Origin of the sequence: Pseudomonas syringae group sp. J248-6 (assembly GCF_032586995.1) — a bacterium.
GTDB lineage: Bacteria > Pseudomonadota > Gammaproteobacteria > Pseudomonadales > Pseudomonadaceae > Aquipseudomonas > Aquipseudomonas amygdali.
The window spans coordinates 1-23,145 of record NZ_JAWHOP010000036.1 but is presented as its reverse complement, the minus strand read 5'-3'; the positions used below and the strand labels follow the sequence as shown (position 1 = coordinate 23,145).

The window sequence follows — 23,145 nt, the reverse complement described above, 5'->3', positions numbered from 1 at the left end:
GTCAGGGTTTTCTGACGGTGCGCTGTTCAATGCGCTTTTCGAAGGTGCCCTGAATCACCCGGTCGACGTAAATGCCTGGCGTGTGGATCTGCGTCGGCAAAAGCACACCTGGCTCGACGATTTCCTCGACCTCAACCACCGTGATTCGTCCAGCAGTGGCTACTACCGGGTTGAAGTTCTGCGCGGTGTGACGATAGATCACGTTGCCGAAGTGGTCGGCTTTCCAACCCTTGACCAAGGCGAAGTCGCCGGTGATGGCCTCTTCCAGGATCACATTGCGGCCATTGAACTGCCGGGTTTCCTTGCCTTCAGCCACTGGCGTGCCATAACCGGTCGCGGTGTAGAACGCAGGTATGCCCGCGCCGCCGGCGCGCAGCTTTTCTGCCAGGGTGCCTTGCGGGGTGAGTTCAACTTCCAGCTCGCCGCTGAGCAACTGCTTTTCGAACAAGGCGTTTTCGCCCACGTAGGACGAAATCATTTTCCGGATCTGCCGGTCCTCAAGCAGGATGCCCAGGCCGAAGCCGTCAACGCCACAGTTGTTGGAAACGACGGTAAGGCCCTTGATGCCCATACGCTTTATCTGCGCGATGAGGTTTTCCGGAATGCCGCACAGACCGAAGCCACCGCAGAGTACCGTCATGTCATCGGTCAGCCCGGCAAGGGCTTCTTCGTAGGTCGTTACTCGTTTATCGAGTCCAGCCATGATGATCCGCCTTTTATAGTTGTTGACCGACAGTCGCACTGTCGGAGGATCGGGTGACTTGCATCTTCTCTCGGGTCGACTGATTTGTTAATTTTGTTTTTCTGATCAATTGATAAGAAAAGCAAATATATGAACGTCAAGCAGCTTCGGGCTTTTCTGGCGGTGGCGCAGTACCTGAGCTTCGCCCAGGCCGGGGAACGACTGAACATCTCGCAACCGGCGTTGAGCCTGACCGTCAAGAGCCTTGAGGAGGACCTTGGCGGGCAATTGCTGACACGCACTACACGTAACGTCGGCCTGACACCCGAGGGCGAAACCCTGTTGCCGCTGGCGCGCCAGTTGCTGGCTGACTGGGACAACACCGAAGAGCTGCTGCGACAGCGGTTTACCTTGCAGACGGGCCGGGTTTCGGTCGCCGCAATGCCTTCATTTGCTGGCAATCGATTGCCGGCAGCGCTGAAGGTGTTTCGCGGGCGCTACCCACGGGTCAATGTCGCGGTGCATGACGTGATCAATGAGCAGGTGCTGGAGATGGTGCGTCACCGCCGTGTCGAGCTGGGTATCGGCTTTGAGCCCGAGTCGAACAGCGCGTTGTTGTTCACTCCGTTTTATATGGATCGCTTCGTGGCTGTGGTCTCGAAGGATTCGCCGCTGGCCGGGCTTGGCGAAGTGTCCTGGGCCGAGCTGTTGGGCGAAGACTTCATTGCCCTGCAACGGCCTTCGGCCGTGCGTTTGCTGCTGGAGCAAGCCATCGAGCCGATGCACGGCAAACTGGCAGTGGCGTTTGAAAGCCATCAGCTGTCCACCATCGGGCGCATGGTTGCCAACGGCCTGGGTGTCAGCGCGGTGCCGTCGCTGTGCATCGGGCAGATGCAGGAACTGGGTGCTTGCTGCATTGCGCTGGTGGAGCCGCGTATCGAGCGTCGTATCGGCCTGATGATGCTGGCCGATCACAAGCTTTCCGCTGCGGCTCAGGCGTTGCGCGAGGTATTGATCGAGGATGCTCGCAACAGTCGATAGCGACTATCACGGCGGATGATTTTTGCTGCGTCGGGGGCGGGCGTAACCTTGCGTCATTCCTGAAATGAAGCCTGCCCCGGAGGCCCCAGATGAACCGTATGCTTGCCCTTGCGCTTGTCCTCACATTCACCGTTGCACTGCTCTCCGGCTGCTCCACCCACCATGCTGTCGAGCAGCGTCCCTTCAGCGCCGAAGAAAGCCATCAACTGGCGCTTGAAGACCTTAACCGGCGCGGCCTGTCGTTTGATGAATACCAGGCACGCAAGGCGCAATTGATGGCTGATCCGCAGGCACAGCAGGCGCGCGAATTCGATGATAAAGGCGAAGCAAGCGTTGACCTGAATGTGACTGGCCAGCAGCCACAAGGTTAACAGTCCGCTTTAAAAGAGTTTTTCATCAAACTGTACGGTAATAATTACCGGTCAACTGTCCGTGTGTTTCTTGCAGCGCCTTCTATAGGGTAAATGCCTGACTCACTGATCTGGACAGGCTGTATGGTGCTCTCTTTCGATTTGCTTCTTGCCTTCACACTCTTCGCGTTCGTCACCTCTATTACCCCCGGCCCGAACAACATGATGCTGCTGGCCTCGGGCGTCAATTTCGGTTTCAGCCGTACGTTGCCGCACATGCTGGGTATCAGCATCGGTTTTTTTGTCCTGGTGCTGGCCGTCGGTTTCGGGCTGGGCAGTGTGTTCAAGGCATGGCCGCTTCTCTACACCATCCTGCGCTATGTCGGCGCCGCTTATCTGTTGTACCTGGCGTGGAAAATCGCCACGTCAGGTCCTGCCTCCGATAACGTCGACAGTCAGGGCCAGCCGCTGAGCTTCATGAGTGCCGCGCTGTTTCAATGGGTTAACCCCAAGGCCTGGATCATGGCGATAGGTGCCATTAGCACCTACACGCCGATGCAGGGCTATTTCTACAATGTGGTGGTGATCTCGGCGGTGTTTGCGCTGATCAACCTGCCCAGTGTCGGTATCTGGGCAGGCTTTGGCAGCCTGTTGCGCAATGTTCTGCGTGACCCGCTCGGGTTGCGCATCTTCAACGGCGTGATGGCGGTGCTATTGGTGGCCTCGTTGTATCCGCTGTTTGTCGAGCATTGATGCCGGGCTATAAAGCCAGCTGCAAATGGCCGCCGGCCTGCTTGTGACGTGCCTGCAAGCGACGTTGCAGGCCTTGATGGAAGTGCTCCAGCCCCTCATGCAGGCGCTCGGTGAGGATTTCGTCCAGGGTGCCGCCTTCTTCGTTGTCGTCGTAGCTGATCTGGGTATCGATGGCGAAGATGCCGTGTAGCACTTCCTGCGATTTGAGCGCTGACAGTACCGGTTTGAGCGCGTAATCCACGGCCAGCATGTGCGCGATACTGCCGCCGGTGGCCAGAGGCAGGACTACTTTGCCATGCAGTGCGCGCTCGGGCAGCAAGTCGAGCAGGGTTTTCAGTGCGCCTGAAAATGACGCCTTGTAAACCGGCGTACCAATCAGCAGGCCATCGGCTTGCCTGACCGCTTCGATAAATTCCAGCACTTGCGGGCTGTCGAAACGGGCAAAAAGCAGGTCCTCGGCATTGAAGTCGCGTATGCGCAGCGTGGTGACTTCCACCCCGTGGCTTTGCAACCAGCGGCTGGCATGGGCCAGCACTACGCCGGAACGGGATTTGGGCGAAGGGCTGCCGGAAAGTGAAACAACGAGCATATGGAATTTCCTTGCGATAAGCGTGTGTCTGTAAAGCAGCTTGTGTGCCAGCCTTCGCAAGGTCCGGCGATGGCTCGCAGACATTGGGTTTGCGCGCTTTTCATACCGATGGTGCGGCGTTGCCATGCTGACGAAAAGCCAGCCAACTGTTGAACCACTGTTGCTCAGGCAACAGTTTCGCGTTGTTCGGCGGGCCAAAAAAATTCCCGCAAAACTGCTTGCAGGAAGATTTTCAAAGCGACGTCAGAGTCAGTTGCGGAACGCTGCGCCGGTCTGCACCACACTGGCCGAACCGAGCAACTGGCTGATGAATCGGCTCCAGCGGGTGATATCGGCCGGGCCGACAAATACCACGTCCTGCGCCTTGAGCTCGAACTGCCCCGCCAGCAGGTAGGCGGTGGGCTTCCTGGCATTGAGGTGGTAAACGGTGGAGGTCGCTTCGGCAAAGTTTTCCGCACCGCGTATCACATACACCGCATCGCCATCTGCGCTGTCCGGGCTGAGGCCGCCGGAGTTGCCCAGTGCCTCCAGCAATGTCAGGCGGGTGGTGCCGAAGGAGATCACTTGCGGGTTACGTACTTCGCCCAGCACGTAGATCTTGTTTCGCGAATTGCTGTTCAAATGGAGGTAATCGCCATCCTTCAGGAAGATTCTGCTCAGTTGCGAGTCTCTGCGGTTCAGCGAATCGATGTCGATCAGGTAATCGCGGCCATCGCGGCGCAGGGTCAGACCGGCCAGATTGGCATCGGTCAGGTCGACGCCCGCGACGCTCACGGCCTGCACCAGGCTCAACGGAATGTTGGTAATGGGTTGCGGGCCGGGCACTTTGAAGGAGCCGGACAGGAGTATTCGCTGACTGTTGTAGCGCAGCACTTTGACGTCGACCTTGACCTCGGTGTATTGCGGCGCCAGCCCCATGCGCAACTGCTCGCGCACTTCGCTCACCGTTCTGCCGCTCGCGCGAATTCGTCCGACGTAGGGGAAGTAGAGCGTGCCATCGTTCAGTACTTCCCGGGTGTTGGCATCCAGCTGGTCCTGCGAGCCTGGCGCGGTCAGTTCCGGGTGTTCGAACACGGTGACCAGCAAAGTATCGCCAGCGCCGATCACGTATTCCGGAGTCTTGTAGTCAAGCAGCGCCTGCGGCAGTGCCTTGGCGTCTGCGCTGGCGCGTTGTTGCTGTTGCTGAAGACTTTTCGGTGTGACCTCGACCAGTTGCGCCCGGGGTTCGTCTGGTTTAACGGCGGTAACGTCGTCCGGGGTCATGTGCTGCCCCGGGGCGAATGCGCAGCCTTGCAGCGCCAGGCTGGTGAGCAGTAAAGCAACTAACCTTGGATTCATTGGGTTTTTCCTTTCATGGCATTGCTCCTTTCTTTCGGCGCGTTCGTTCACTCAGCGGAAACGTCAGAAGGCGTTCTTGTTGACGAAGCCTTTGAACAGCGTCAGCAGAATGATTTTGAGGTCCAGCCAGATCGACCAGTGCTCGATGTATTCCAGGTCGAATTCCACGCGCATGCGCATCTTGTCGAGTGTGTCGGTTTCACCGCGCCAGCCATTGATCTGCGCCCAGCCGGTGATGCCGGGTTTGACCTTGTGGCGCAACATGTAGCCGCTGACCTGTTTGCGGTACTGCTCGTTATGGGCAATAGCGTGAGGGCGCGGGCCGACGATGGACATATCGCCGTGCAGGACATTGAAAAACTGCGGCAGTTCATCCAGCGAAGTGCGCCGCAAAAATGCCCCCAGCGGCGTTACCCGCGCGTCATTGCGCGTTGCCTGAAGCACCACATCGGCGTTTTCCTGGACGCTCATGCTGCGAAATTTCCAGACCATGATGGAACGGCCGTCCAGCCCATAGCGGCGCTGGCGAAACAGCACCGGGCCCGCAGAGGTGAGCTTGATGGCCGCCGCGATGGCCAGCAACGGCAGAGCGATCAGCAGCAGAATCAGACTGGAGAGGACGATGTCTTCGGCGCGCTTGACCAGGCTCCAGGCACCGTCCATGGGCGAATCGAAAATGCTGATACTGGCCAGGCCATTGATGCTTTCACTGCGTGCATGCAGCAGGTCGAACATGAACACGTCGGGAATCAGGTACACCGAGGCGGTGGTGTCGCTCAAGCCGGTAATCAGCTCGCGCAATTGCGGCTCGGCGCTGAACGCGAGGGTGATGTACACCTTGTCTATCCGGCCTGCGCGGGCATCTTCGATCAACTGGTCCAGATCACCCAGCACTGGCAGACGGCGTTTTTCGGCCAGCAGATTCATCTGCTGCGGGTGCGAGTCGTAGAACCCCAGCAGGTTCAGCCCCATCCACGGCGCAAGGGAGATGGAACGCGCCAGTCGCTCACCGACCTGGCCGGTCCCGACAATTGCCACCCGGCGCGTATTGAAGCCGTGCCGACGCAGCGTGTGCAGGGCCAGGCGGATCAGCAGTCGATAGCCACACAGCACCGCAAGCGCCAGGGCGAACCAGCTCATCTGGCTGTTATCGGGCAATTGTGTCTGGTTGAGCAGCAGGCTGTTCAGTGACAGCAGGGTGATGAAGGTCATCGCCCAGTAACTGAAAACCTTGGTCAATTCGCGCAGGATGCGCTCGCCACGCCATGAACCATATAGCTGGTGATATTCGCTGACCCAGTGAAATACCAGTACCGCAAGAATGATGTGCGACCAGGCCTCGGTGCTGTCGCTGACCTGCAGCCCGGTTTGCCAGTGCCCGATCAACACGATGATGATCAGGTCCAGTAGACGATGGGCGAGCGACAGCGCTGACTGATGGGCATGCAGAATGCCGCGGACGGAAGTGCGCATTGGAGGGGCTCGCTCAGACGGTTTTTATGGGGACGACACGGCCTGGCAGTTCGCTGCCCGAGACCGGCACTGGTTGAGCGACGCGGTGCGGGTGGGGCAGGCGGGCCAGATGCACCAGATGCGAGGTGGCCAGACGATTCTCGACGAAGGCTTTGATCTCCTGCTCGAAACGCGCCACCGAAAACCGTTCGGCGTTGGCCCGGCAGGCCTGCGGCGAGATGCGTGATTGCGCAGCTTCAAACTCGCCGATGGCGGCGCTCAGCGCTGCCACGGTTTGCTGCCGGTAGAGCACGCCGGTCGGTTGCGGGTGATCCAGGCCGTGCACGGTCTCCATGATGCCGCCCTTGCCGAACGCGATTACCGGCGTGCCGCAGGCTTGGGCTTCAACCGGGCTGATGCCGAAATCCTCCTCGGCGGCGAAGACGAACGCCTTGGCGCTGCGCATATGTTCCAGCAGTACCGCGCCAGGCTGGAAACCCAGCAGCGTTACATTGGGCGCCTGCCTGGCAATGGCCTGCGCCTTGGCCAGGTCCGGTCCGTCACCGATCATGATCAGGCGTTTGTCCGGCATGGCGGCGAAGGCTTCGACGATCATTGGCATGCGCTTGTAGGGCACCATCCGCGATGCACACAGGTAGAAGTCCCCACGCGCGCCGTGGGGGGTGAAACCGAGCGTGTCCACTGGCGGATAGATGACGGTGGAGTCACGTCGATACGCCTTGGAGATGCGTGCGCCGATAAAGCCCGAATTGGCAATGAATGCGTCCACACCGGTCGACGTACGTTGGTCCCACAGGCGCATGTAATGCAGGACCAGGCGCGCCAGACTGCCCTTGACTCCCTTGCCCAGCCCAGATTCCTGCAGGTACTGGTGCTGCAAGTCCCAGGCGTAGCGAATCGGCGAGTGCACGTAGCTGATATGCAGTTGGTCCGGGCCGCAAAGCACGCCCTTGGCGACTGCGTGACTGCTGCTGATGATCAGGTCATAGCCGGAGAGGTCCAGTTGCTCGATGGCCAGCGGCATCAGCGGCAGGTAGCGTGAATAATGTTTGTGTGCGCCGGGCAGCTTCTGGATGAACGTGGTTCTGGCTACCTTGCCGCGCAGCTGCGCGCGGTCCTGATCGCTGAGAAAGTCGATGACTGCAAACAGGTCCGCATCGGGCCAGACGTTGATCATTGAAGCAAGCACACGCTCGGCACCGGCGTAACTCACCAGCCAGTCGTGGACGATAGCAATTCTCATGGGCGTTCCTTGCTGTAATGGCCCGCGCTACTGCGGATGCGACAGGGCGCATGCTGGCGTTGCTGTTGTGGGTTCAGGGTTTGCCGGCGGACGACTCGGGTACGACATGGCGCTTGCTCTGCGACGCAGGAGCAGACTCCAGCAGCGCATCGATACGCTGGGAAAGGCGTTGCGCGGAAAGGTCCCAGGAAAAACGCTGCACGTTATGCAACCCCTGAGCACGCAGCGCATTGCGCAACGGCGCATCCACCAGCACGCGCTGCATTGCTGCGGCCATGTGGCTGACGTCCAGCGGGTCGAAATACAATGCGCTGCCTTGCAGCACTTCCGGGATCGAAGCGGCATTGGCGGCCAGCACCGGGCAACCGCAGGCCTGGGCTTCAAGCGGCGGAATGCCGAACCCCTCGTAAAGCGAAGGAAATACGAACGCTGTGGCACCCTGATACTGGCTGATCAGCTCGGCATTGTTAAGTCGCCCCAGAAAGCGGATGCGCGGATCACGGCAGGCGAGGTGTTGCAGGTCAGGGTCGGCGAACAGTGCGCTGGCAGCGCCGACAATATGCAGTTGCAGGTCGGTGTGGCTACGCAAACTCAGAAATGCCTGAATCATCCGGTTGAAATTCTTGTGTACGGCGGGTGAGGAAACTGCAAGCAGGTATCTCGGCTGATCGACAGGTGTCGGCCCCGGGGTGAATTCGTCACTGACCGCAGCGGGCACGACCAGCACCTTGTCCTCGGCGTAGCCATAGAACGAGGTTATTTCCCTTCGCGAGAAGCTGCTGCCGGTGATCAGCGTTCTGGCGCGTGACAGCAGAATCGGGGTGATGGTCCGATAGGCCAGGCGGAACAGCCGGGTGTAGCTTTGCGGATAGCGTACATAGGTGATGTCGTGGTGAGTGGCTATCTGATTGCCATAGAACATTGGCCCTGTGTTGCTGACCGAAATCAGCAGCGGGCTGCCTTGACGTTTCAGGTGAAGCGGCAGGTCGATCTGTTCCCACATATGCCCGGTGGAATGACCGATGCATTGGGCCTCCAGTGCGCTGGCACAGTCATGCAGCCTGATAGTGCGCGGAGCGACGAATACCAGATCGTCGCGCAGCCGCTTCAGGGCTCTGCACATTTGCTCTGCGTAACGTTGTACACCGCTGACATTCTGCGTGAGGAACCGTGAATTGATGACAATCATCTCGAGCATCCTGCTGATGAGGGTGATCTGGCTGGTGCCAGGTTCTGTCCTTGAACGGGCTTGATGGGGCAGATTGCGCCCCGTCACTGTGTGACATATATGCGGCGGTCCTGCAGGGTCTGGGCAAAGATGCTTTCGTACTGGTCCAGCATCAGGTCCAGGTTCATCAACGACGCGACGCTGTTGCGTGCCTGGCTGCCGAGGCGTGCCAGCAGTTCCGGTTGCTGGTGCAGCTTGAGCATTGCCAACCCCAATGAGTCCGGGTCATCGGGGTTGCACAGCAGACCGTTTAGAGGTTCCTGGATGATTTCCGTCAACCCGCCCATGCGGCTGGCGATGACGGGCAGGGCGTGTGCGCAGGCCTCGACGGCCACCATGCCGAACGGCTCATTCCACAGGGAGGGGACGATTGCCACGTCGATCTGGCGGTAGAAGTCTTCGGGCCTCTGGGCGCCGACAAAGCTGATGTCCGGTGATGTGGCCATGGCCCTGAAATGCTTTTCATCGGCCGCCTGTCCACGCCCGGCAATCTGCAGGGTGGCTTTGAACGGCAGGTGCTGAAACTGATCAATCAACCATCCCAGCCCCTTGGTTGTGGACAGCGTGCCCAGGTAACCGAAGCGCAACGGGGCGTCATCGATGGGGGCTCTGGGCTGCCCGGAAATCGGCGGGGTGAACGGGCTGGCGTTATGCACCACGTAACCCCGCGCGCCTTTGAAATAGCCCTGCGCCTGCAAGGTGTCGAGCATGAAGCGGCTGACACCAACGACCGTGTCGACCTGTTCTGACAGCTGTGCATGATTGCTGCGCAACTGCGAGCACATCGTGCATTGGCGCTGACAGCTATGACCCTTCTTGAACATGGTGCTGGCCGGGCAGAGCAAGTAAAAGTCATGCAGGACCTGCACGATCGGGCGATTGGCCCCGGTTATTTCGTCCCACGCCGACACCGACCAGCCGGTCAGGTTATGGCACACCACCAGCTCCGGCTGCTCCAGTTCCACCACTCGCCTCACGTACTCGCGCATGCCGGCGTTGTAGCGATCGCGCCAGTGCCAGGCAAGCCGCGCCAGACGGCCCGGACGCTGGGCGATGAAGTGCCAGTACCGGTTGAGCAGGCCGGCGCGATAGACCTTGACCCGATTGACCTCTGCCAGCTGCAGGCCGGGCCGATCGGTGGTGGCCAGCACGGCGACGCTGTGTCCACGTTGCTGCAAGCCCTCGACAGTACGTTGCAGAATGATCTCTGCGCCGCCGCCGATATCGGGCGCATAAAGGCTGCTGATAAACAGTATCTTCATAACGGGTAGGCCTTGTTCAGGCCCAGCCTGCTGGCTTCCCCATCGTGAATGGCGTCGTTGATCAGGTTCAGACGCGCGTCGGCGTCATAGCGCCAGGCATACAGGCTCAACAGGCAGAGAAACACCTGGCGATTGAGTCGGTAGAGCAGGGGGGAGGACGCCCAGATATGCCGGTCGAACCACGCCTGGTTACGCGCGGCGTAATAGGCGCGGAGGTCCGATCCGCCCGACAGGTAGCTTTCATAGACGTTGCGGGTGCGCGCCTTGATGTTCCATGAGTCCTCGAGATCCTCCAGCAACGCTTCGGGTACCAGAAATACCTTCCCGCCACCGTCGGTAATGCGCCAGGTGTATTCGGTGTCATCGCTGTACAGCTTGAGTGCGTCCAGTGGCAGGCCGATTTTCTTGTACAGGCTGCGATGGGCCAGCAACCCCCCGTAGGTAGCGAAAGGAAGCTGTACCCGTTCCGGCATGGCCACGCTGGCCCCCGGCTTTCCCCAAGGCAGGCGTCGCCAGATCTTGTATGGCAACTGGGCGATGTGAAAGCCGAAGAAGCTCGAGCGCCGCTGAATGGCGTAACGCAGCGGTACACCCGAAGCGATGTCCGCTTGATGCGTGGGGCGAAAGCCGAGCACTGCGCAATTGTCCCGGCCGTCGATCGTTTCCCGTTCTTGTAGAGACCGGTGCAACACCTCAATGGCATGAGCGGTCGGCGCGTTATCGTCGTCCATCAGCCAGATGTACTCGTCGCCGTTCTCCAGCGCGGCCTTGATGCCGGTCGAATAGCCGTTGGCCGAGCCGGTGTTGTCAGGCAGCCAGATCACCTGAACCCGCTCGGGCCACTTATCGCACAGCGCCTGTAATGGTGCGACGGAAGCGTTGCTGACAATGATCACACGACCAATCAGCGGGCTTTCCAGCGAGCGGCTGATCAATGTGTGCAGATAGCTGAAACGGTCACCATAGGTGAGCGTCACCAGGGTGGTCTGGTGGGGCATGGTGGGGTTCCGGGGGCAGTGGAAGCAGACTGACGACGCATGTTTTCAGGCAAACGCCTTGGGCACTTTTCTGCAGGAGCGGCAGGCCTTACGCGCGGGCTTCGAGCCTTGAAAGGCTGCTGATGGGCAATACCACTTTTTGCTGGCGTTGCAGCATGTTGAGCAGAATCACCGCACGCTCGGTGCCGTCTTCGCTCAGAAAGATGGCTTCCACATCACTCCAGCTGCCCGTCGTGATCATTACCGGATCACCCTGAATAAATCGTGCTTTGGGCGCAGGTGCGGAGAGCCGCTGGCGGATCTGCTCGATCAGATGATCGCGAACCGGCACCGGGTGTCCGCCGAACGTCACGATGCGCGAGACGCCACGGGTGGAGCGAATCGGGTACCAGTTGTCCTGTACCTGATCCATCTGAATGAACAGGTAGCCGGGAAACAAAGGCTCGTCGGCCTGAACCCTGGCAGCGGTTTTTTTCGCATCGACCTGCAACGGTCGGTAGCACTGGAAATGCTGGCGTCGCAAATGCTCTTCGGCGCGGGCTTCCTGACGCGGTTTGGTCTGGATCAGATACCAGCGAGCGTCCTGGGCGGAGAGGGCCATGATTAATTCCTTTTAAATGAAACAGCGCAGTGAACGGCAGGCGTCACTACGGGTTATCGGGGCGCAGGGTGGTAGTTGTAGCCATAGGCTGCGTAGTCGTAATCGGACGTCGTGGCCTTGCGCACCACCGCGTTGAAAATGGCACCCTTGATCAGAATTCCGTTCTGGCCCAGCCTGCGTTTGCAGGCCTCGATTTCCTGGACGGTGGTCATGCCGAAACGGGCAACCAGCAGGCAGGTGCCTGCCTGGCGACCCACCAGTGTCGCGTCGGTCACGGCAAGGATTGGTGGCGTGTCGATCAGAATCAGGTCATATAACGGCGACAATTCGGCCAGCATCCTGTTGAAGTTGTCATGCATCAGCAGTTCCGAGGGGTTGGGCGCGGCGAAACCACAGGAGATGAAATCCAGATGCCGGACCCGCGTCTGATGGATGACTTCGGTGCACCTCAAGCGGGCGGCCAGCGTGTCGGACAGACCGTGTTTGGGCTGCAGGCCAAAGAGCCGATGCAGGTAGCCTTTGCGCATATCGGCATCGATCAACAGGACGCGCCTGCCGGTCTGGGCAATGATGGTTGCCAGATTGCTCGATACAAACGATTTGCCGGCGCCTGGTGTCGGGCTCGATATCATCAGTACGTTGTTACGCGCCTCCAGCATGGCGAAGTGCAAGCTGGTACGCAGGCTGCGCAGCGATTCGATGGCCAGCTCGCCAGGTGCGGCAATGCTTAGCAGTCTTGAGTCCTTGCTGTCCTGATCGCGCTTTTCCAGGCGTTCCTGCTGCCGCGAGTGAGGCAATGATGCGTAGACCGGCATGCCCAGACTTTCGATGACTTCGGCGCTCTCGATGCCTCGATAGAATGCCTGGCGCACGAATACGATGATCATTGCGACCAGTGCACCGATCAGCGTAGCGATCAGCACAATCAGCGTCTTCATGGGTTTGACGGGTCTTTCGACGTTGGTGTCGGCGTTGTCGATGACCCGCACATTACCAATGCTGCCAGCACGCAGAATGTCCTGCTCCTGACTCTTGTTGAGCATCAATGTGTAGGTCTGGCTGATGACCTGCATGTCGCGGGTCAGACGCAGCAACTCCTGCTGGGTCATGGGCAGCGCGTCGATCTTCTTCAACAGACCTTGTTTCTGTTGTTCCAGCTGGTTCATCTGGCTCATCAGGCTGCGATAGGTCGGGTGCTCACGGGTGTACAACCGTTCCAGCTCTACGCGCCTGAGTTTCAGTTCGGAAAGCATCGAGTCGAGGCTGACCACCTGATCAAGCACGCCTTTGGTTTCGATGCTCAGGTCCACCGACCTGGCGCTGGTCTGGAAGGTGTTCAGCGCAGTCTCCGCGTCCTCCAGCTGTTTGCGCACGGCAGGCAACTGCGAGCGTAGAAACTGCAGCCGCTGCGCGGCCTCGGCCGAACTGCGCTCTACGTTCTGGCGTACATAAAGATGGCTGACCTCGTCGAGAATCCGGTTGGCCCGCTGTGCGTCCTGGTCCTCGATGGACAGGTAGATGATGCCCGAGTCCCGGCCGGCCTCGGCGATCTTCAGACGGTTCTGATAAACCAGCGCGGTGCTGAGCGTGCGCTGTCTGGAGACGCTGAAGTCGGTACCGGGACGCGCGCGTAGCGTGGCGACCTGAATCTTTACCCCGTTGCCTTCGACAACACGGTTGAGGATGCCACCAAGCAACAGATTGTGTTCGTTATCGTAGAGCGAGAACTGGCCAGGCTTGCCCGCGGTTAGGGTGAGTTTTTCGCCCAGCAGGTGCTCCGGCACTTCCAGTTGAAATACCTCGATTTTCTCGCCACCCCACGCGTATTGCGTCAGGCCGAATAAAGGCTGAGCCAATTCACCGTCGCGCACCGGCTTGAAGGTGCGATATAGATAGGGGCCGATCACCGGAAAGAAATCAGGTGTCTGCAGCGTATTGAGCTTCAGATCGTCGACGACCTTGCCCAACAATGCGCGCGACTTGATCAGCTCGATCTCGGTGGTCGCCTGTGACACTGACAATGGCTTGGCGCTGACCTCCGGGGTGCCCTCGATGCCGATTTTTCGGGGCTCTATCTGAATCATGGCGGTGGCCTGATACACCGGCGTGGCCAGAATGGCGTAGCCCAGGCCGATCAGAAAAAACAGGCTGACGGTCCACAGGATCAGCGCTTTGTGATCGAACAGCATGCGCAGGACCGCTGCCAGATCAATCCGGGAGTCCTGGTGGAAATCCAGCGAAGGACGGTTCATGGCGGTCATTTATCCTGTTGCTCCTGACTGAAAATGAGGAAGCCAGTCGTCAATGCAGCGTGAGAGCTGCGCGTAGGTCTGTTCAAAGGCTGATGCGGGACGTCGGTAAGGGTCGGCGATGTCGAGCGGGTGTTGCCATTTACCGATCAGAAAGGCTTTGCCGCGTACTTCGGGTGCAAGTTTGAGGACGTCGGCAAAATGTGCCTGCTCCATCAGCAGAATCAGGTCAGCCTGGCGTAGCAGCTCACGGCTCATCTGCCGAGCTGCATGGCGCTGAGGCTGTACCCGGTGCGTTTGCAGAACCTGCCGAGCCGCCGGGTCGATGGACGAACCTGACAGCGCGGCGATGCCTGCCGACTGAACGCGCACCTGTGTGGCCTCCAAGCGTTGATGCAGTATCGCGACGGCCATCGGGCTGCGGCAGATGTTGCCGACGCACAACACCAGTACGTTACTGAACATGTGCTTTGCCACTGGTCTGGAACAGGCGTCTGCTCAGGTTGACGACAACATTGCCGGCCACTTTCCACAACGTCTGCAGTTTGTGGCGGGGGGCGAGCGCGGCCAGCGAGAGGCACACCGTCTGCATCAGGAAGTGTTCGTACAGGGGCTGATTGCCCAGACGATTGTAATAGTTGGCCAGGCTTGAACAGGTCTGCAGGTTCATATGCAATTTGCGTTTGTCGCTGCGCATGGAAAACACGCCGCCGGGGTGCAGCCGATAGGCAGCCGGCTTGATCTGCGCCATGAACTTGCCTTTGCCGTAAGCCCCCAGCAACGACCACCAGCACATATCGTTCAACGGTGCTCCGCACATGCTCAATTCGGGCGGCATTGTGCTGAATACATTGCGAAAGCAGACGGTCAGGGTCGACAGGCGTCTGGCCTTTTGCAGCTCCAGCGCCGTAGCGTCGCTGCGTAACAGGCCTTGCAGCTGCACGCCGTACTGGCCGTGTTCGTCGAAGGCGAACGCATCGTGATAGGTGATGACGTAATCGGCATGGTTCTCGAGAAAGTCCACTTGCAACTGCAGCTTTCGCGGATCAGTCCAGTAATCGTCGGCTTCGCAGTAGGCGATATAACGGCCGCGAGCTTCAGCGAACAGGCCCGGAACGCAAGGCGCGCCCTGACTGTACTGATTGACCTGCTGATAGAAGGGCCGAATGATCGTCGGATGCCGCTCGGCGTAGTGCGCAATGATGCGTGCAGTGCCGTCCGTGGATGCATCGTCGTTGATCAGGATTTCGAACCTGAAATCGGTCTGCTGTGACAGAAACCCGTCCAGTGCCTGAGCAATGAAGGCCTCCTGGTTGTAGGCGGGGCATATGATGCTCAGCAACGGCGGTGCCATGCAGGCCTCGTCGGTATTTTTTGCAGTGTCGTCCATGGCTCAGGTACTCGGTTTGCTGAACAAAACATAGATTTTCGACGCCAGCGGTCTATGGCTTGCCGCTACCAGTGTCAGAGTGACAAGACCACTGGCGGCGAGCGCCAGCAGCAGGCTGCCACGGCTTTCATCGGCAATCAGATGGAACACAGGCGCGCTGATCGCCAGGCCCGCAGCGGTCATCGCACTGATCCGCAGAATGTCGCTCAACCATTGGCGATGAAGGCCCGGTGCCAGGTGCCGATGGACGATGACGGGCCATATGGCGAAGGACGTCGCACGCAGAAAAAACCACGCCAGCGCTGCGCCGTAAACGCCTTGATAATGGATAGCCACAAACATTACAGGCACGCTGATCAGTGTCGAAATCACGCTGTACCACAGGTGCAAGCGCATTCGGCCGTAGGCGTATTGCAGGTAGAACTGAAAAGCACTGGCGGCCATGATTGCGCTGCCCAGCGCGTACCAGCCCAGCACCGGTCCACTCCAGCGCGCGGCGGCGTCATCACCCGTCCAGGCGATAATCAGCGGTTCGGCATACAGGGCAATGACCGCTGCCAGCGGGAACAGAAAGGTACAGGCAAGGCGATTGGCTGCCAGAAACAACGTGTGCATGTCGTCGCGTCTACCTTCGGCCATCAACACGGTCAGGCGCGGCAAGAGCGTCTGAACCAGCGGGTTGCTCAGCATCACGATGCCAGTGGCGATCAACGCAACCAGTGAAAAGTAGCCGTACTGATCCAGCGGCAGCAGATTCGACAGCAGCACCTTGTCCACCTGAGTCAGCACAATCCACAGCACTGCGCTCAACGACAGGCTGGCGGCGAAGGGCATCAGCGGCTTGACCAGTTGCCAGTCCAGGCCGGTCAGCCAGTGTGGCGCAGGCATCTGGCTGCGGGCTTTGCTGGCAAATAGCAGGGCTTCGAGCAGCCCGACTACAAGCTGAAATATAAAAAAGTCCTGTGGGTCCCGGGAAAACTGACTGACCAGCAGCAAGCCGCCGAAGTAGCGCAGCGTTGCAATCGACACATTCGCAACGTTCAGCCAGGCGTGCTGCTCAAGGCCCTGAATGGCGCTTTTATAGAGTGTCGAATACAGGCGCAAGGCGATGACGATGCCCATCAGGGTGATGCACTGCGCCAGTGTGTCGGGTTGCAGCGTATTGGCGTTCAACCACTGTGCTGCGATCCAGGTGCTGGCGACATGGATAAGCAGCCCGCAGAGCATCGCGATGGGCAGAAATATCAGTTCGAATGAGCGCAGCAGACGGCCCAGGCTTTGTTCGCTCACGGGAGTGCCTTGCTGATGTGCCACCGCGCGCACCAGGCTTGGGGATAACCCTGCGTCCAGCAGTTGCAGCCAGGCTTGCAGCAGGGTGAAGAAACCGATCAGGCCGTAGACCTCGGCACCCAGATGGCCGAGATAAAACGGCATGATCAGAATCCCGACCAGCATTACATAGGCCTGTCCGCTGTAGTTCAGGACGGTGTTGCGAATGATCGAACGGCTGCGAATGATCGGGCGGTTGCGAATGACCGGGGTTGTGCCAGGCATGATAGTCAGCAGACCCCGGCAGCGGAGCAAGCCGGGTAGTCCGTATCAGTCACACCACAGGTTTCGATCAGCGTGCGGATGACCAGGTCCTGCTCGCTTCTCAGCAGGCCGGGATAGATCGGCAGGCACAGCACTCGTTCGCTCAATGCTCTGGACACAGGCTGGCCGGGCTGTGGCTGCAGGTATTCAAGGGTGTCCAGTGAGGGGTAAAAGTACCGGCGTGGGTTGATCTTGCGCAGGTTGAGTGCCGTGCGCACCGTCAACAGCTGTTGCTCGTTATGCAGCGCCACCGGGTAATAGCTGTTATTGAGTTCGCTGTCGGCCTGGGGTTGTTGCAGATCCAGGTAACTTTCCAGTGCTGATGTATAGCGGTGAGCGATTTGCGCGCGCTCTTCAAGGATGTTGCCGATGTTGTCGAGAATGCACAGCCCCATGGCTGCGGAGAATTCATTGAGCTTGGCATTGATGCCGATGCCGTCGATTCGGTCTACTCCCGATATGCCAAAGTTGCACATCAGGTGGGCGCTTCTGGCCAGTTCGTCGTCGTTGGTGATGATCGCGCCGCCTTCGATCGTGTGAAACAGTTTGGTAGCGTGAAAGCTCAGGGTGCTGATATCGCCATGGTTTAGCACCGACTGGCCTGCATGGCGCACGGCAAATGCATGTGCGCCGTCATAGATCACCTTGAGCTTATGTTCACGAGCAATTTGCTGAATGGCTTCTACGTCGCAAGGATTGCCAAACACGTGGGTGCCCACGATTGCTGTGGTGTCTTCGGCGATGCTGCGTTTGATGTGCTGCGGCGAGATATTCCAGGTGTCCGGATCAATATCGGCAAAGACCGGGCGAAGACCTTCCCATTGCAGCGAGCTGCTGGTGGCGACGAAACTGAATGGCGTTGTAACAGCGCTGCCGCTCAAGCCCAGAGCCCGATAGGCAACCTGCAGGGCCAGGGTGCCATTGTTGGTCAGAATAATGTGTCTGACGCCCAGATAGTCTTTGAGCCGGTCTGTCAGTTCCCTGGCCAGCGGGCCGTGATTGGTCAGCCAGCCACGGGCGTAGATACCTTCGACGTAGCGTTTGAACTGGTCGATATCACCCAGATACGTCTTGGTCACATTAATCATCGAAGCCTCCATGTTTCTCTGAATCGGGGTGTTGCCGAGTGGGTGACCGGACATCTTTTTTTGTGCAGGCGCTGCATTGCTTCCGGCAACGCTACCGCCACACCGAACGTGTTCAGCACTTTAAAAATAGAATGGGGAGTCAACAGACATCCGCCGGCGCCTGATGAGCACCGCGGAAATAACTGACAGCGTGGGACGGAACAGCGGTCGACTTCGGCTTGATTATCCCGACGCTATGCTCTGCGGCATGTGCGTGACAGCGGAATGCGCCTGACGGTCCTATATATCGGTGGCGGCAGGGTATCTGTCAAATTGTTTCGTCAGCTTTCTGTTATATTTTTGATAAATGGTCGATCAGATTTTATAACTATATGATTTATAAGGGTGTCAAAAAAATATCATCCTCCATGTGTATTTAAATGACACGCTGAACGCGCTCTGCAAGACGACAATAAGTCATCGGATTTTACAATATCGGCCTGCTTATATTTCTAATTGTTATATATAAATATTAATTGATAATTTTTGGTTCTATCTGGTTTGGTGCATGATCGTGTTCACAGACTGCAAGCAGGAGAACGAACATGAAAGAGCCAGCGCTGTATTTTGATTACGCCGCCACTACACCTGTGGACGAGCGTGTTATCAGGGTCATGGTTGATTGTCTGGGTGTGGCAGGCAATTTTGGCAACCCTGCATCCAGCGCTCATTCATTCGGACAAAAGGCCCGCGTTGCGGTAGAGATTGCCCGTGAGCAGGTCGCCCATCTGGTAGGTGCTCAGGCTTCGCAGATCATCTGGACCTCCGGTGCCACCGAATCCAGCAATCTGGCACTCAAGGGCGTGGCTCAAGAGCGCGCGAAGAGGCAGGCAGCATTCGCCGGAGGCAGGTCCGGCCATTTCATCACCAGTCAGATCGAACACAAGGCAACCCTTGATACTGCCCGGCAACTTGAGGAAGAGGGCGTCGAGGTTACCTGGCTGGCACCGGACAGCGATGGCCTGATCAGCGCCGACGCGGTCAGTGCTGCTTTGCGCGATGATACGTTTCTGGTCTCGCTGATGCTGGTCAACAACGAACTGGGTACGGTCAACGACATCGCGGAAATCGGCAGGCGGGTACGGGCTCACGGCGCATTGTTGCATGTCGACGCTGCGCAGGGCGCTGGCAAGTTGCCGATTGACTTGAGCCAGCTTGAAGTAGACCTGATGTCGCTTTCTGCACACAAAATCTATGGGCCCAAAGGGATTGGCGCGCTGTATGTCGGCCCACGCGCTCAGCAACGGGTTCTCGCCCAGATTCACGGGGGCGGGCACGAATGTGGGCTGCGCTCCGGTACCCTGGCGACGCATCAGATTGCCGGGATGGGCGCGGCCTTTGCCCTGGCGGCCGAAGTGCTTGAAGAAGAGGTTGTTGAAATACAGCGGCTCAATCGCCTTCTTTGTGAGCGACTGGCCGATATTCCGGGGGTGTGTATCAACGGCAGTCCCACCCAGCGGATTGCCCACACCCTCAGTTTTACGTTTACCCACAACGATCTCGACATAGCAGCGCTGGGCGACAGACTTGCCTTCTCTTCCACCTCGGCCTGTAACTCGGCAAAAAACTTGCCTTCACACGTCCTGCTGGCTCTGGGACTGAGTCCGCAGGCTGCCGGCCAGACCATACGTCTGAGCCTGGGGCGCTTCACGCGTGATCAGGATATCGAGCGTGCGGCCGATTCGATTCATGCCTGTCTGATTCAGCCAGCGTTTTGGGCGGTTGCTCAGTCTCGATGAGTGCTCCATTATCTGAACCGGTGAAAGCAGTCAATTTCCGGGTCAGCAGGAGAGTCAATGAGCACGCAATCCAATGCCAGTTCAGAAGTGGCAGAACGTTTGGCGCAAACCCGCGCCTTGATGAGCAGGGAGCGCATCGATGCCTATCTGGTGCCGTCAGCGGATCCGCACCTCTCCGAATACCTGCCCGGCTATTGGCAGGGACGCCAGTGGCTGTCCGGTTTTCACGGCTCGGTCGGTACACTGATCATTACCCAGGACTTTGCAGGCATATGGGCTGACAGTCGCTATTGGGAGCAGGCAACCAAGGAACTGGCAGGTAGCGGTATCGAACTGGTAAAACTGTTGCCCGGCCAGCAGGGTCCGCTTGAATGGCTGGCAGACGAAGCCAAAGCCGAAAGTGTGGTTGCCGTTGACGGGGCGGTCCTGGCCGTTGCCTCTTCGCGCACCCTTGCAAGCAGGCTTTACGCGCGCGGTGCCCGCCTGCGTACGGATATCGATCTGCTCACCGAGCTTTGGCAGGATCGTCCTGCCTTGCCGTCTCACCCAATCTACGAACACTTGCCCCCTCAGGCATCTCTGGACCGTGCTGAAAAACTGGCTCGTGTTCGCCAGATCGTTGCCGAGCGAAACGCTGACTGGCACTTCATCGCAACACTGGATGACATAGCCTGGCTGTTCAATCTGCGTGGCGCTGACGTTTCCTACAATCCGGTTTTCATCGCCTTCGCCCTGATCGGCCCGCATAGCGTCACGCTGTTCGTGGACTCACGGAAAGTGCCGGACTCGGTGCGTTCGCGTCTGGAGCGCGACGGTATCAATCTCATGGAGTACACGCAGATTGGCGCAGCCTTGCGCGAGCTGCCGAAAGACGCACGACTGCTGGTTGATCCGGCGCGTGTTACCTGCGGCTTGCTCGATTACCTGGACAGTGAAGTCACGCTGGTCGAAGGGCTTAATCCGAGTACGCTGCTGAAATCGCAAAAAACCGAGACCGATGCCGGTCATATCCGTCAGGCAATGGAGCAGGATGGTGCGGCACTCTGTGAGTTCTTCGCCTGGCTGGACAGCGCGCTGGGACGTGAGCCCATCAGCGAAGTGACGATTGATGAAAAGCTTACTCAGGCACGGGAGCGACGTCCGGGATATGTTTCACCCAGCTTTGCAACTATTGCAGGTTTCAATGCCAACGGTGCGATGCCGCATTACCGTGCGACTGAAGCGGAGCATGCGCAGATCGAAGGTGATGGATTGCTGTTGATCGACTCGGGCGGTCAATACCTTGGCGGCACCACCGATATCACGCGCATGGTTGCGATCGGCACGCCGAGTGCCGAGCAGAAGCACGACTGTACTCGGGTTCTCAAAGGCGTTATCGCGTTATCGCGCACTCATTTTCCCAAGGGCATTCTGTCGCCGTTGCTGGATGCCATTGCCCGGGCGCCAATCTGGAGTGAAGGCGTCAACTACGGTCATGGCACCGGGCATGGCGTCGGGTATTTTCTGAACGTCCACGAGGGGCCACAAGTCATTGCCTATCAGGCACCTGCAACGCCGCAGACGGCGATGCTGCCGGGCATGATCACGTCCATTGAGCCCGGTACTTACCGGCCCGGACGGTGGGGTGTGCGTATCGAAAACCTGGTGATTAACCAGGAAGCGGGCACTACCGAATTCGGCGAGTTCCTGCGCTTTGAAACCCTGACGCTGTGCCCGATCGATACGCGTTGCATCGAGGTCTCGATGTTGAACGAGGAAGAGCGCACCTGGCTGAACGATTACCACGCTCAGGTTCTCGCGAGGTTAAGCCCTCTACTGCAGGGTACAGCGCTGTTGTGGTTGCAGGCACGCACGGTCGCTGTCTGATCTTGGATGGATCGAAGCGAGTTGCCGCAGGCTCAGTCCTGCGGTAACGGATCCGTCAGTGGTGTGCTTTTTCTGCAGACGATAATCATGCTGCGGCTGGTATAACCAGCGGGGTTGAGGCCGAACGGATAGTCTTCCGGCTCTTCGGTGGCATCGCCCGATTTTGCGATGACCTTAAACGTCCTTGACGCACAGGCGTTGGTCGCAAGCTCATAGCATTTGGCCCAGGAAGACGTCAGGCCGGAGCAGTTGATGTGAATGCCGCGCTTGCTTTGCTTGACGGGCTTGGATGTAGCTGCACAACCTGCCACAGCCAACATGGCCAATACGATAAAAATGTATTTCATTCCTTTCCTTAGCGGGCCATTGCTGATCGCGATCCATCCGGTTGACTGGATCATGAGTCGGTAAAACTGTGACGCAGAACTCTCGAACATGAGTAGGTCAGGCGTAAACATGGCGCATGCGCTCAACAAATGCTAGTGCCATATCGCTTCTTGACCTTGTGACTGCGTGGTCAGTTCAGTCGGCAGGGACCAATTGAGGTTTTGTGTTTGCAGAACCAAGGGTGGCGCCGATGGATGCGAAGATGATTGCGCCAATTGCCAGCCATTGGGTCAGTGAAAGGCTCTCGTGAAGAAACACCAGACCTGATAGCGCTGCGAAGACAGGTTCCAGACTTGCCAGCGTGCCGAATGTGCGCGCCGACATTCGCGTCAGGGCGATCATTTCCAGGCTGTAGGGCAGGGCGGTCGACAGAATGGCGACACCCAGTGCTGCCGGTATCAGTGATATGTCCAGTAATGCAGAGCCTGCGTGTATCACGCCGACAGGTCCGATGAAGAGTGCGGCAATCATCACGCCAAGCGCGGCGGTCTGTACGCCGTTGTCTGCACCTGCCTTATGCCCGAACACTATATAAGCGGCCCAGCACACCCCGGCCCCGAGAGCATAAGCAGCGCCGACCAGATCAATCGCTTCGTTCGAAGTCCCGAGGGGGATCAATAGTAATAAGCCGATGACTGCCAGAGAAACCCATAAAAAATCGATGGGCTTGCGCGAAGACAGCAGAGCTACAGCCAGTGGGCCGGTGAACTCCAGCGCGACCGCGATTCCCAGAGGTACAGTCTGCAGCGACATATAGAAGAGGAGGTTCATGCTGCCCAGCGCAATGCCATAGATCACCACAGTGCGTAGCGATTTTGCGGTCAGATTCGCTCGCCACGGGCGCAGGATGGCGATAAGGATAAGGCTCGCAAATACCAGCCTCAAGGTCGTGGTGCCTTGCGCGCCCACTACGGGGAAAAGACTCTTTGCCAGCGACGCGCCGCTTTGAATGGAGATCATGGCGATCATGAGCAGCCCCAAAGGGAAAAGGGCGGCCGCTATAGTGTGGGGTTTCTCAGACATTTCGGTTGTACATCCTGGGGGTGATCCGGGTGCTGGTAAGCGGACATGATGCGCAACAATCGATGCGTGGGCAATATATTGCGCAATCTTTGCTTTCCCTTCTATATAGGTAATCACGAAACGGGCAATTTCGGTGTTTTTGAAATTAACGGTTGACGCCCTCTGTGATCTGTCTATAATTCGCCCCACTTCCGGCGCAGACGGAAACGAAAA

21 protein-coding genes are annotated in these 23,145 nt (G+C 58.5%); 5 read left to right on the top strand and 16 right to left on the bottom strand.

The features are described from left to right. Nucleotide 1: 1 nt before the first annotated feature. Nucleotides 2–703 (bottom strand): CoA transferase subunit A, encoded by a 702-nt coding sequence (locus RYC17_RS26285; RefSeq protein WP_005744420.1) that lies wholly within the window; start codon nt 701–703, stop codon nt 2–4. Nucleotides 704–832: 129 nt separating this feature from the next. Here RYC17_RS26285 and RYC17_RS26280 point away from each other — a divergent pair, with 129 nt between their 5' ends. The 3 genes from RYC17_RS26280 (at nt 833) to RYC17_RS26270 (ending at nt 2,826) form a co-directional block, all read left to right on the top strand. Then, complete coding sequence (locus tag RYC17_RS26280) at nt 833–1,723, top strand: LysR family transcriptional regulator (protein WP_316904752.1); 891 nt, start codon at nt 833–835, stop codon at nt 1,721–1,723. Nucleotides 1,724–1,812: 89 nt separating this feature from the next. Next, nucleotides 1,813–2,094, top strand: a complete 282-nt coding sequence (locus RYC17_RS26275; RefSeq protein ID WP_058401896.1) for a hypothetical protein — start codon at nt 1,813–1,815, stop codon at nt 2,092–2,094. A gap of 123 nt (nt 2,095–2,217) precedes the next feature. Further along, a complete protein-coding gene (locus tag RYC17_RS26270; RefSeq protein WP_316890058.1) occupies nt 2,218–2,826 on the top strand; it encodes a LysE family translocator in 609 nt (202 codons plus the stop codon). A 7-nt stretch (nt 2,827–2,833) separates the two neighbouring features. Here RYC17_RS26270 and ssuE read toward each other — a convergent pair whose 3' ends face one another. From ssuE to RYC17_RS26205, 13 genes are all read right to left on the bottom strand, one after another. Then, nucleotides 2,834–3,415: an NADPH-dependent FMN reductase gene (gene ssuE, locus RYC17_RS26265; RefSeq protein WP_058409028.1), complete on the bottom strand. Its 582-nt coding sequence runs from the start codon at nt 3,413–3,415 to the stop codon at nt 2,834–2,836. Between the two features lie 249 nt (nt 3,416–3,664). After that, nucleotides 3,665–4,753, bottom strand: a complete 1,089-nt coding sequence (locus RYC17_RS26260) for a polysaccharide biosynthesis/export family protein (RefSeq protein ID WP_316890056.1) — start codon at nt 4,751–4,753, stop codon at nt 3,665–3,667. A 63-nt stretch (nt 4,754–4,816) separates the two neighbouring features. Next, nucleotides 4,817–6,226: an undecaprenyl-phosphate glucose phosphotransferase gene (locus tag RYC17_RS26255; protein ID WP_316904751.1), complete on the bottom strand. Its 1,410-nt coding sequence runs from the start codon at nt 6,224–6,226 to the stop codon at nt 4,817–4,819. Nucleotides 6,227–6,239: 13 nt separating this feature from the next. Continuing rightward, nucleotides 6,240–7,469 carry a glycosyltransferase family 4 protein gene (locus RYC17_RS26250; RefSeq protein WP_316904750.1) on the bottom strand — a complete coding sequence of 410 codons (1,230 nt, stop codon included), beginning with the start codon at nt 7,467–7,469 and terminating at the stop codon, nt 6,240–6,242. A 73-nt stretch (nt 7,470–7,542) separates the two neighbouring features. Then, nucleotides 7,543–8,658: a glycosyltransferase family 1 protein gene (locus RYC17_RS26245; RefSeq protein ID WP_316904749.1), complete on the bottom strand. Its 1,116-nt coding sequence runs from the start codon at nt 8,656–8,658 to the stop codon at nt 7,543–7,545. A gap of 83 nt (nt 8,659–8,741) precedes the next feature. Further along, complete coding sequence (locus tag RYC17_RS26240) at nt 8,742–9,959, bottom strand: glycosyltransferase family 4 protein (protein WP_122281068.1); 1,218 nt, start codon at nt 9,957–9,959, stop codon at nt 8,742–8,744. Beyond that, nucleotides 9,956–10,957, bottom strand: coding sequence for a glycosyltransferase (locus RYC17_RS26235; RefSeq protein ID WP_122281067.1), 1,002 nt, complete (start codon nt 10,955–10,957; stop codon nt 9,956–9,958). Before RYC17_RS26235 ends, RYC17_RS26240 begins: the two co-directional genes overlap by 4 nt. Nucleotides 10,958–11,045: 88 nt before the next feature. Further along, complete coding sequence (rfaH, locus tag RYC17_RS26230; RefSeq protein WP_058401904.1) at nt 11,046–11,558, bottom strand: transcription/translation regulatory transformer protein RfaH; 513 nt, start codon at nt 11,556–11,558, stop codon at nt 11,046–11,048. A 53-nt stretch (nt 11,559–11,611) separates the two neighbouring features. Then, nucleotides 11,612–13,819, bottom strand: coding sequence for a polysaccharide biosynthesis tyrosine autokinase (locus tag RYC17_RS26225; RefSeq protein ID WP_316890050.1), 2,208 nt, complete (start codon nt 13,817–13,819; stop codon nt 11,612–11,614). Continuing rightward, nucleotides 13,820–14,272, bottom strand: coding sequence for a low molecular weight protein-tyrosine-phosphatase (locus RYC17_RS26220; protein WP_058409023.1), 453 nt, complete (start codon nt 14,270–14,272; stop codon nt 13,820–13,822). It lies immediately after the preceding gene. Further along, nucleotides 14,262–15,197 (bottom strand): glycosyltransferase family 2 protein, encoded by a 936-nt coding sequence (locus tag RYC17_RS26215; RefSeq protein ID WP_058409022.1) that lies wholly within the window; start codon nt 15,195–15,197, stop codon nt 14,262–14,264. The genes RYC17_RS26220 and RYC17_RS26215 overlap by 11 nt, the downstream gene beginning before the upstream one ends. 3 nt (nt 15,198–15,200) lie before the next feature. Further along, nucleotides 15,201–16,751, bottom strand: a complete 1,551-nt coding sequence (locus RYC17_RS26210) for a lipopolysaccharide biosynthesis protein (RefSeq protein WP_316904748.1) — start codon at nt 16,749–16,751, stop codon at nt 15,201–15,203. Nucleotides 16,752–16,756: 5 nt separating this feature from the next. After that, nucleotides 16,757–17,878, bottom strand: a complete 1,122-nt coding sequence (locus RYC17_RS26205) for a DegT/DnrJ/EryC1/StrS family aminotransferase (protein ID WP_316904747.1) — start codon at nt 17,876–17,878, stop codon at nt 16,757–16,759. 584 nt (nt 17,879–18,462) lie between these two features. Here RYC17_RS26205 and RYC17_RS26200 point away from each other — a divergent pair. Then, on the top strand, nt 18,463–19,656 hold the full coding sequence (locus RYC17_RS26200) for a cysteine desulfurase family protein (RefSeq protein WP_316904746.1): 1,194 nt from the start codon (nt 18,463–18,465) through the stop codon (nt 19,654–19,656). 57 nt (nt 19,657–19,713) lie between these two features. Continuing rightward, nucleotides 19,714–21,522, top strand: a complete 1,809-nt coding sequence (locus RYC17_RS26195; RefSeq protein WP_057455775.1) for an aminopeptidase P family protein — start codon at nt 19,714–19,716, stop codon at nt 21,520–21,522. A gap of 32 nt (nt 21,523–21,554) precedes the next feature. Here the strand turns inward: RYC17_RS26195 and RYC17_RS26190 are convergent, their stop codons facing one another. Together RYC17_RS26190 and rhtA are read right to left on the bottom strand one after the other, a co-directional pair. Beyond that, on the bottom strand, nt 21,555–21,869 hold the full coding sequence (locus tag RYC17_RS26190) for a hypothetical protein (protein ID WP_002554031.1): 315 nt from the start codon (nt 21,867–21,869) through the stop codon (nt 21,555–21,557). A 175-nt stretch (nt 21,870–22,044) separates the two neighbouring features. After that, nucleotides 22,045–22,932 carry a threonine/homoserine exporter RhtA gene (rhtA, locus tag RYC17_RS26185; protein WP_122258420.1) on the bottom strand — a complete coding sequence of 296 codons (888 nt, stop codon included), beginning with the start codon at nt 22,930–22,932 and terminating at the stop codon, nt 22,045–22,047. Nucleotides 22,933–23,145 lie beyond the last annotated feature (213 nt).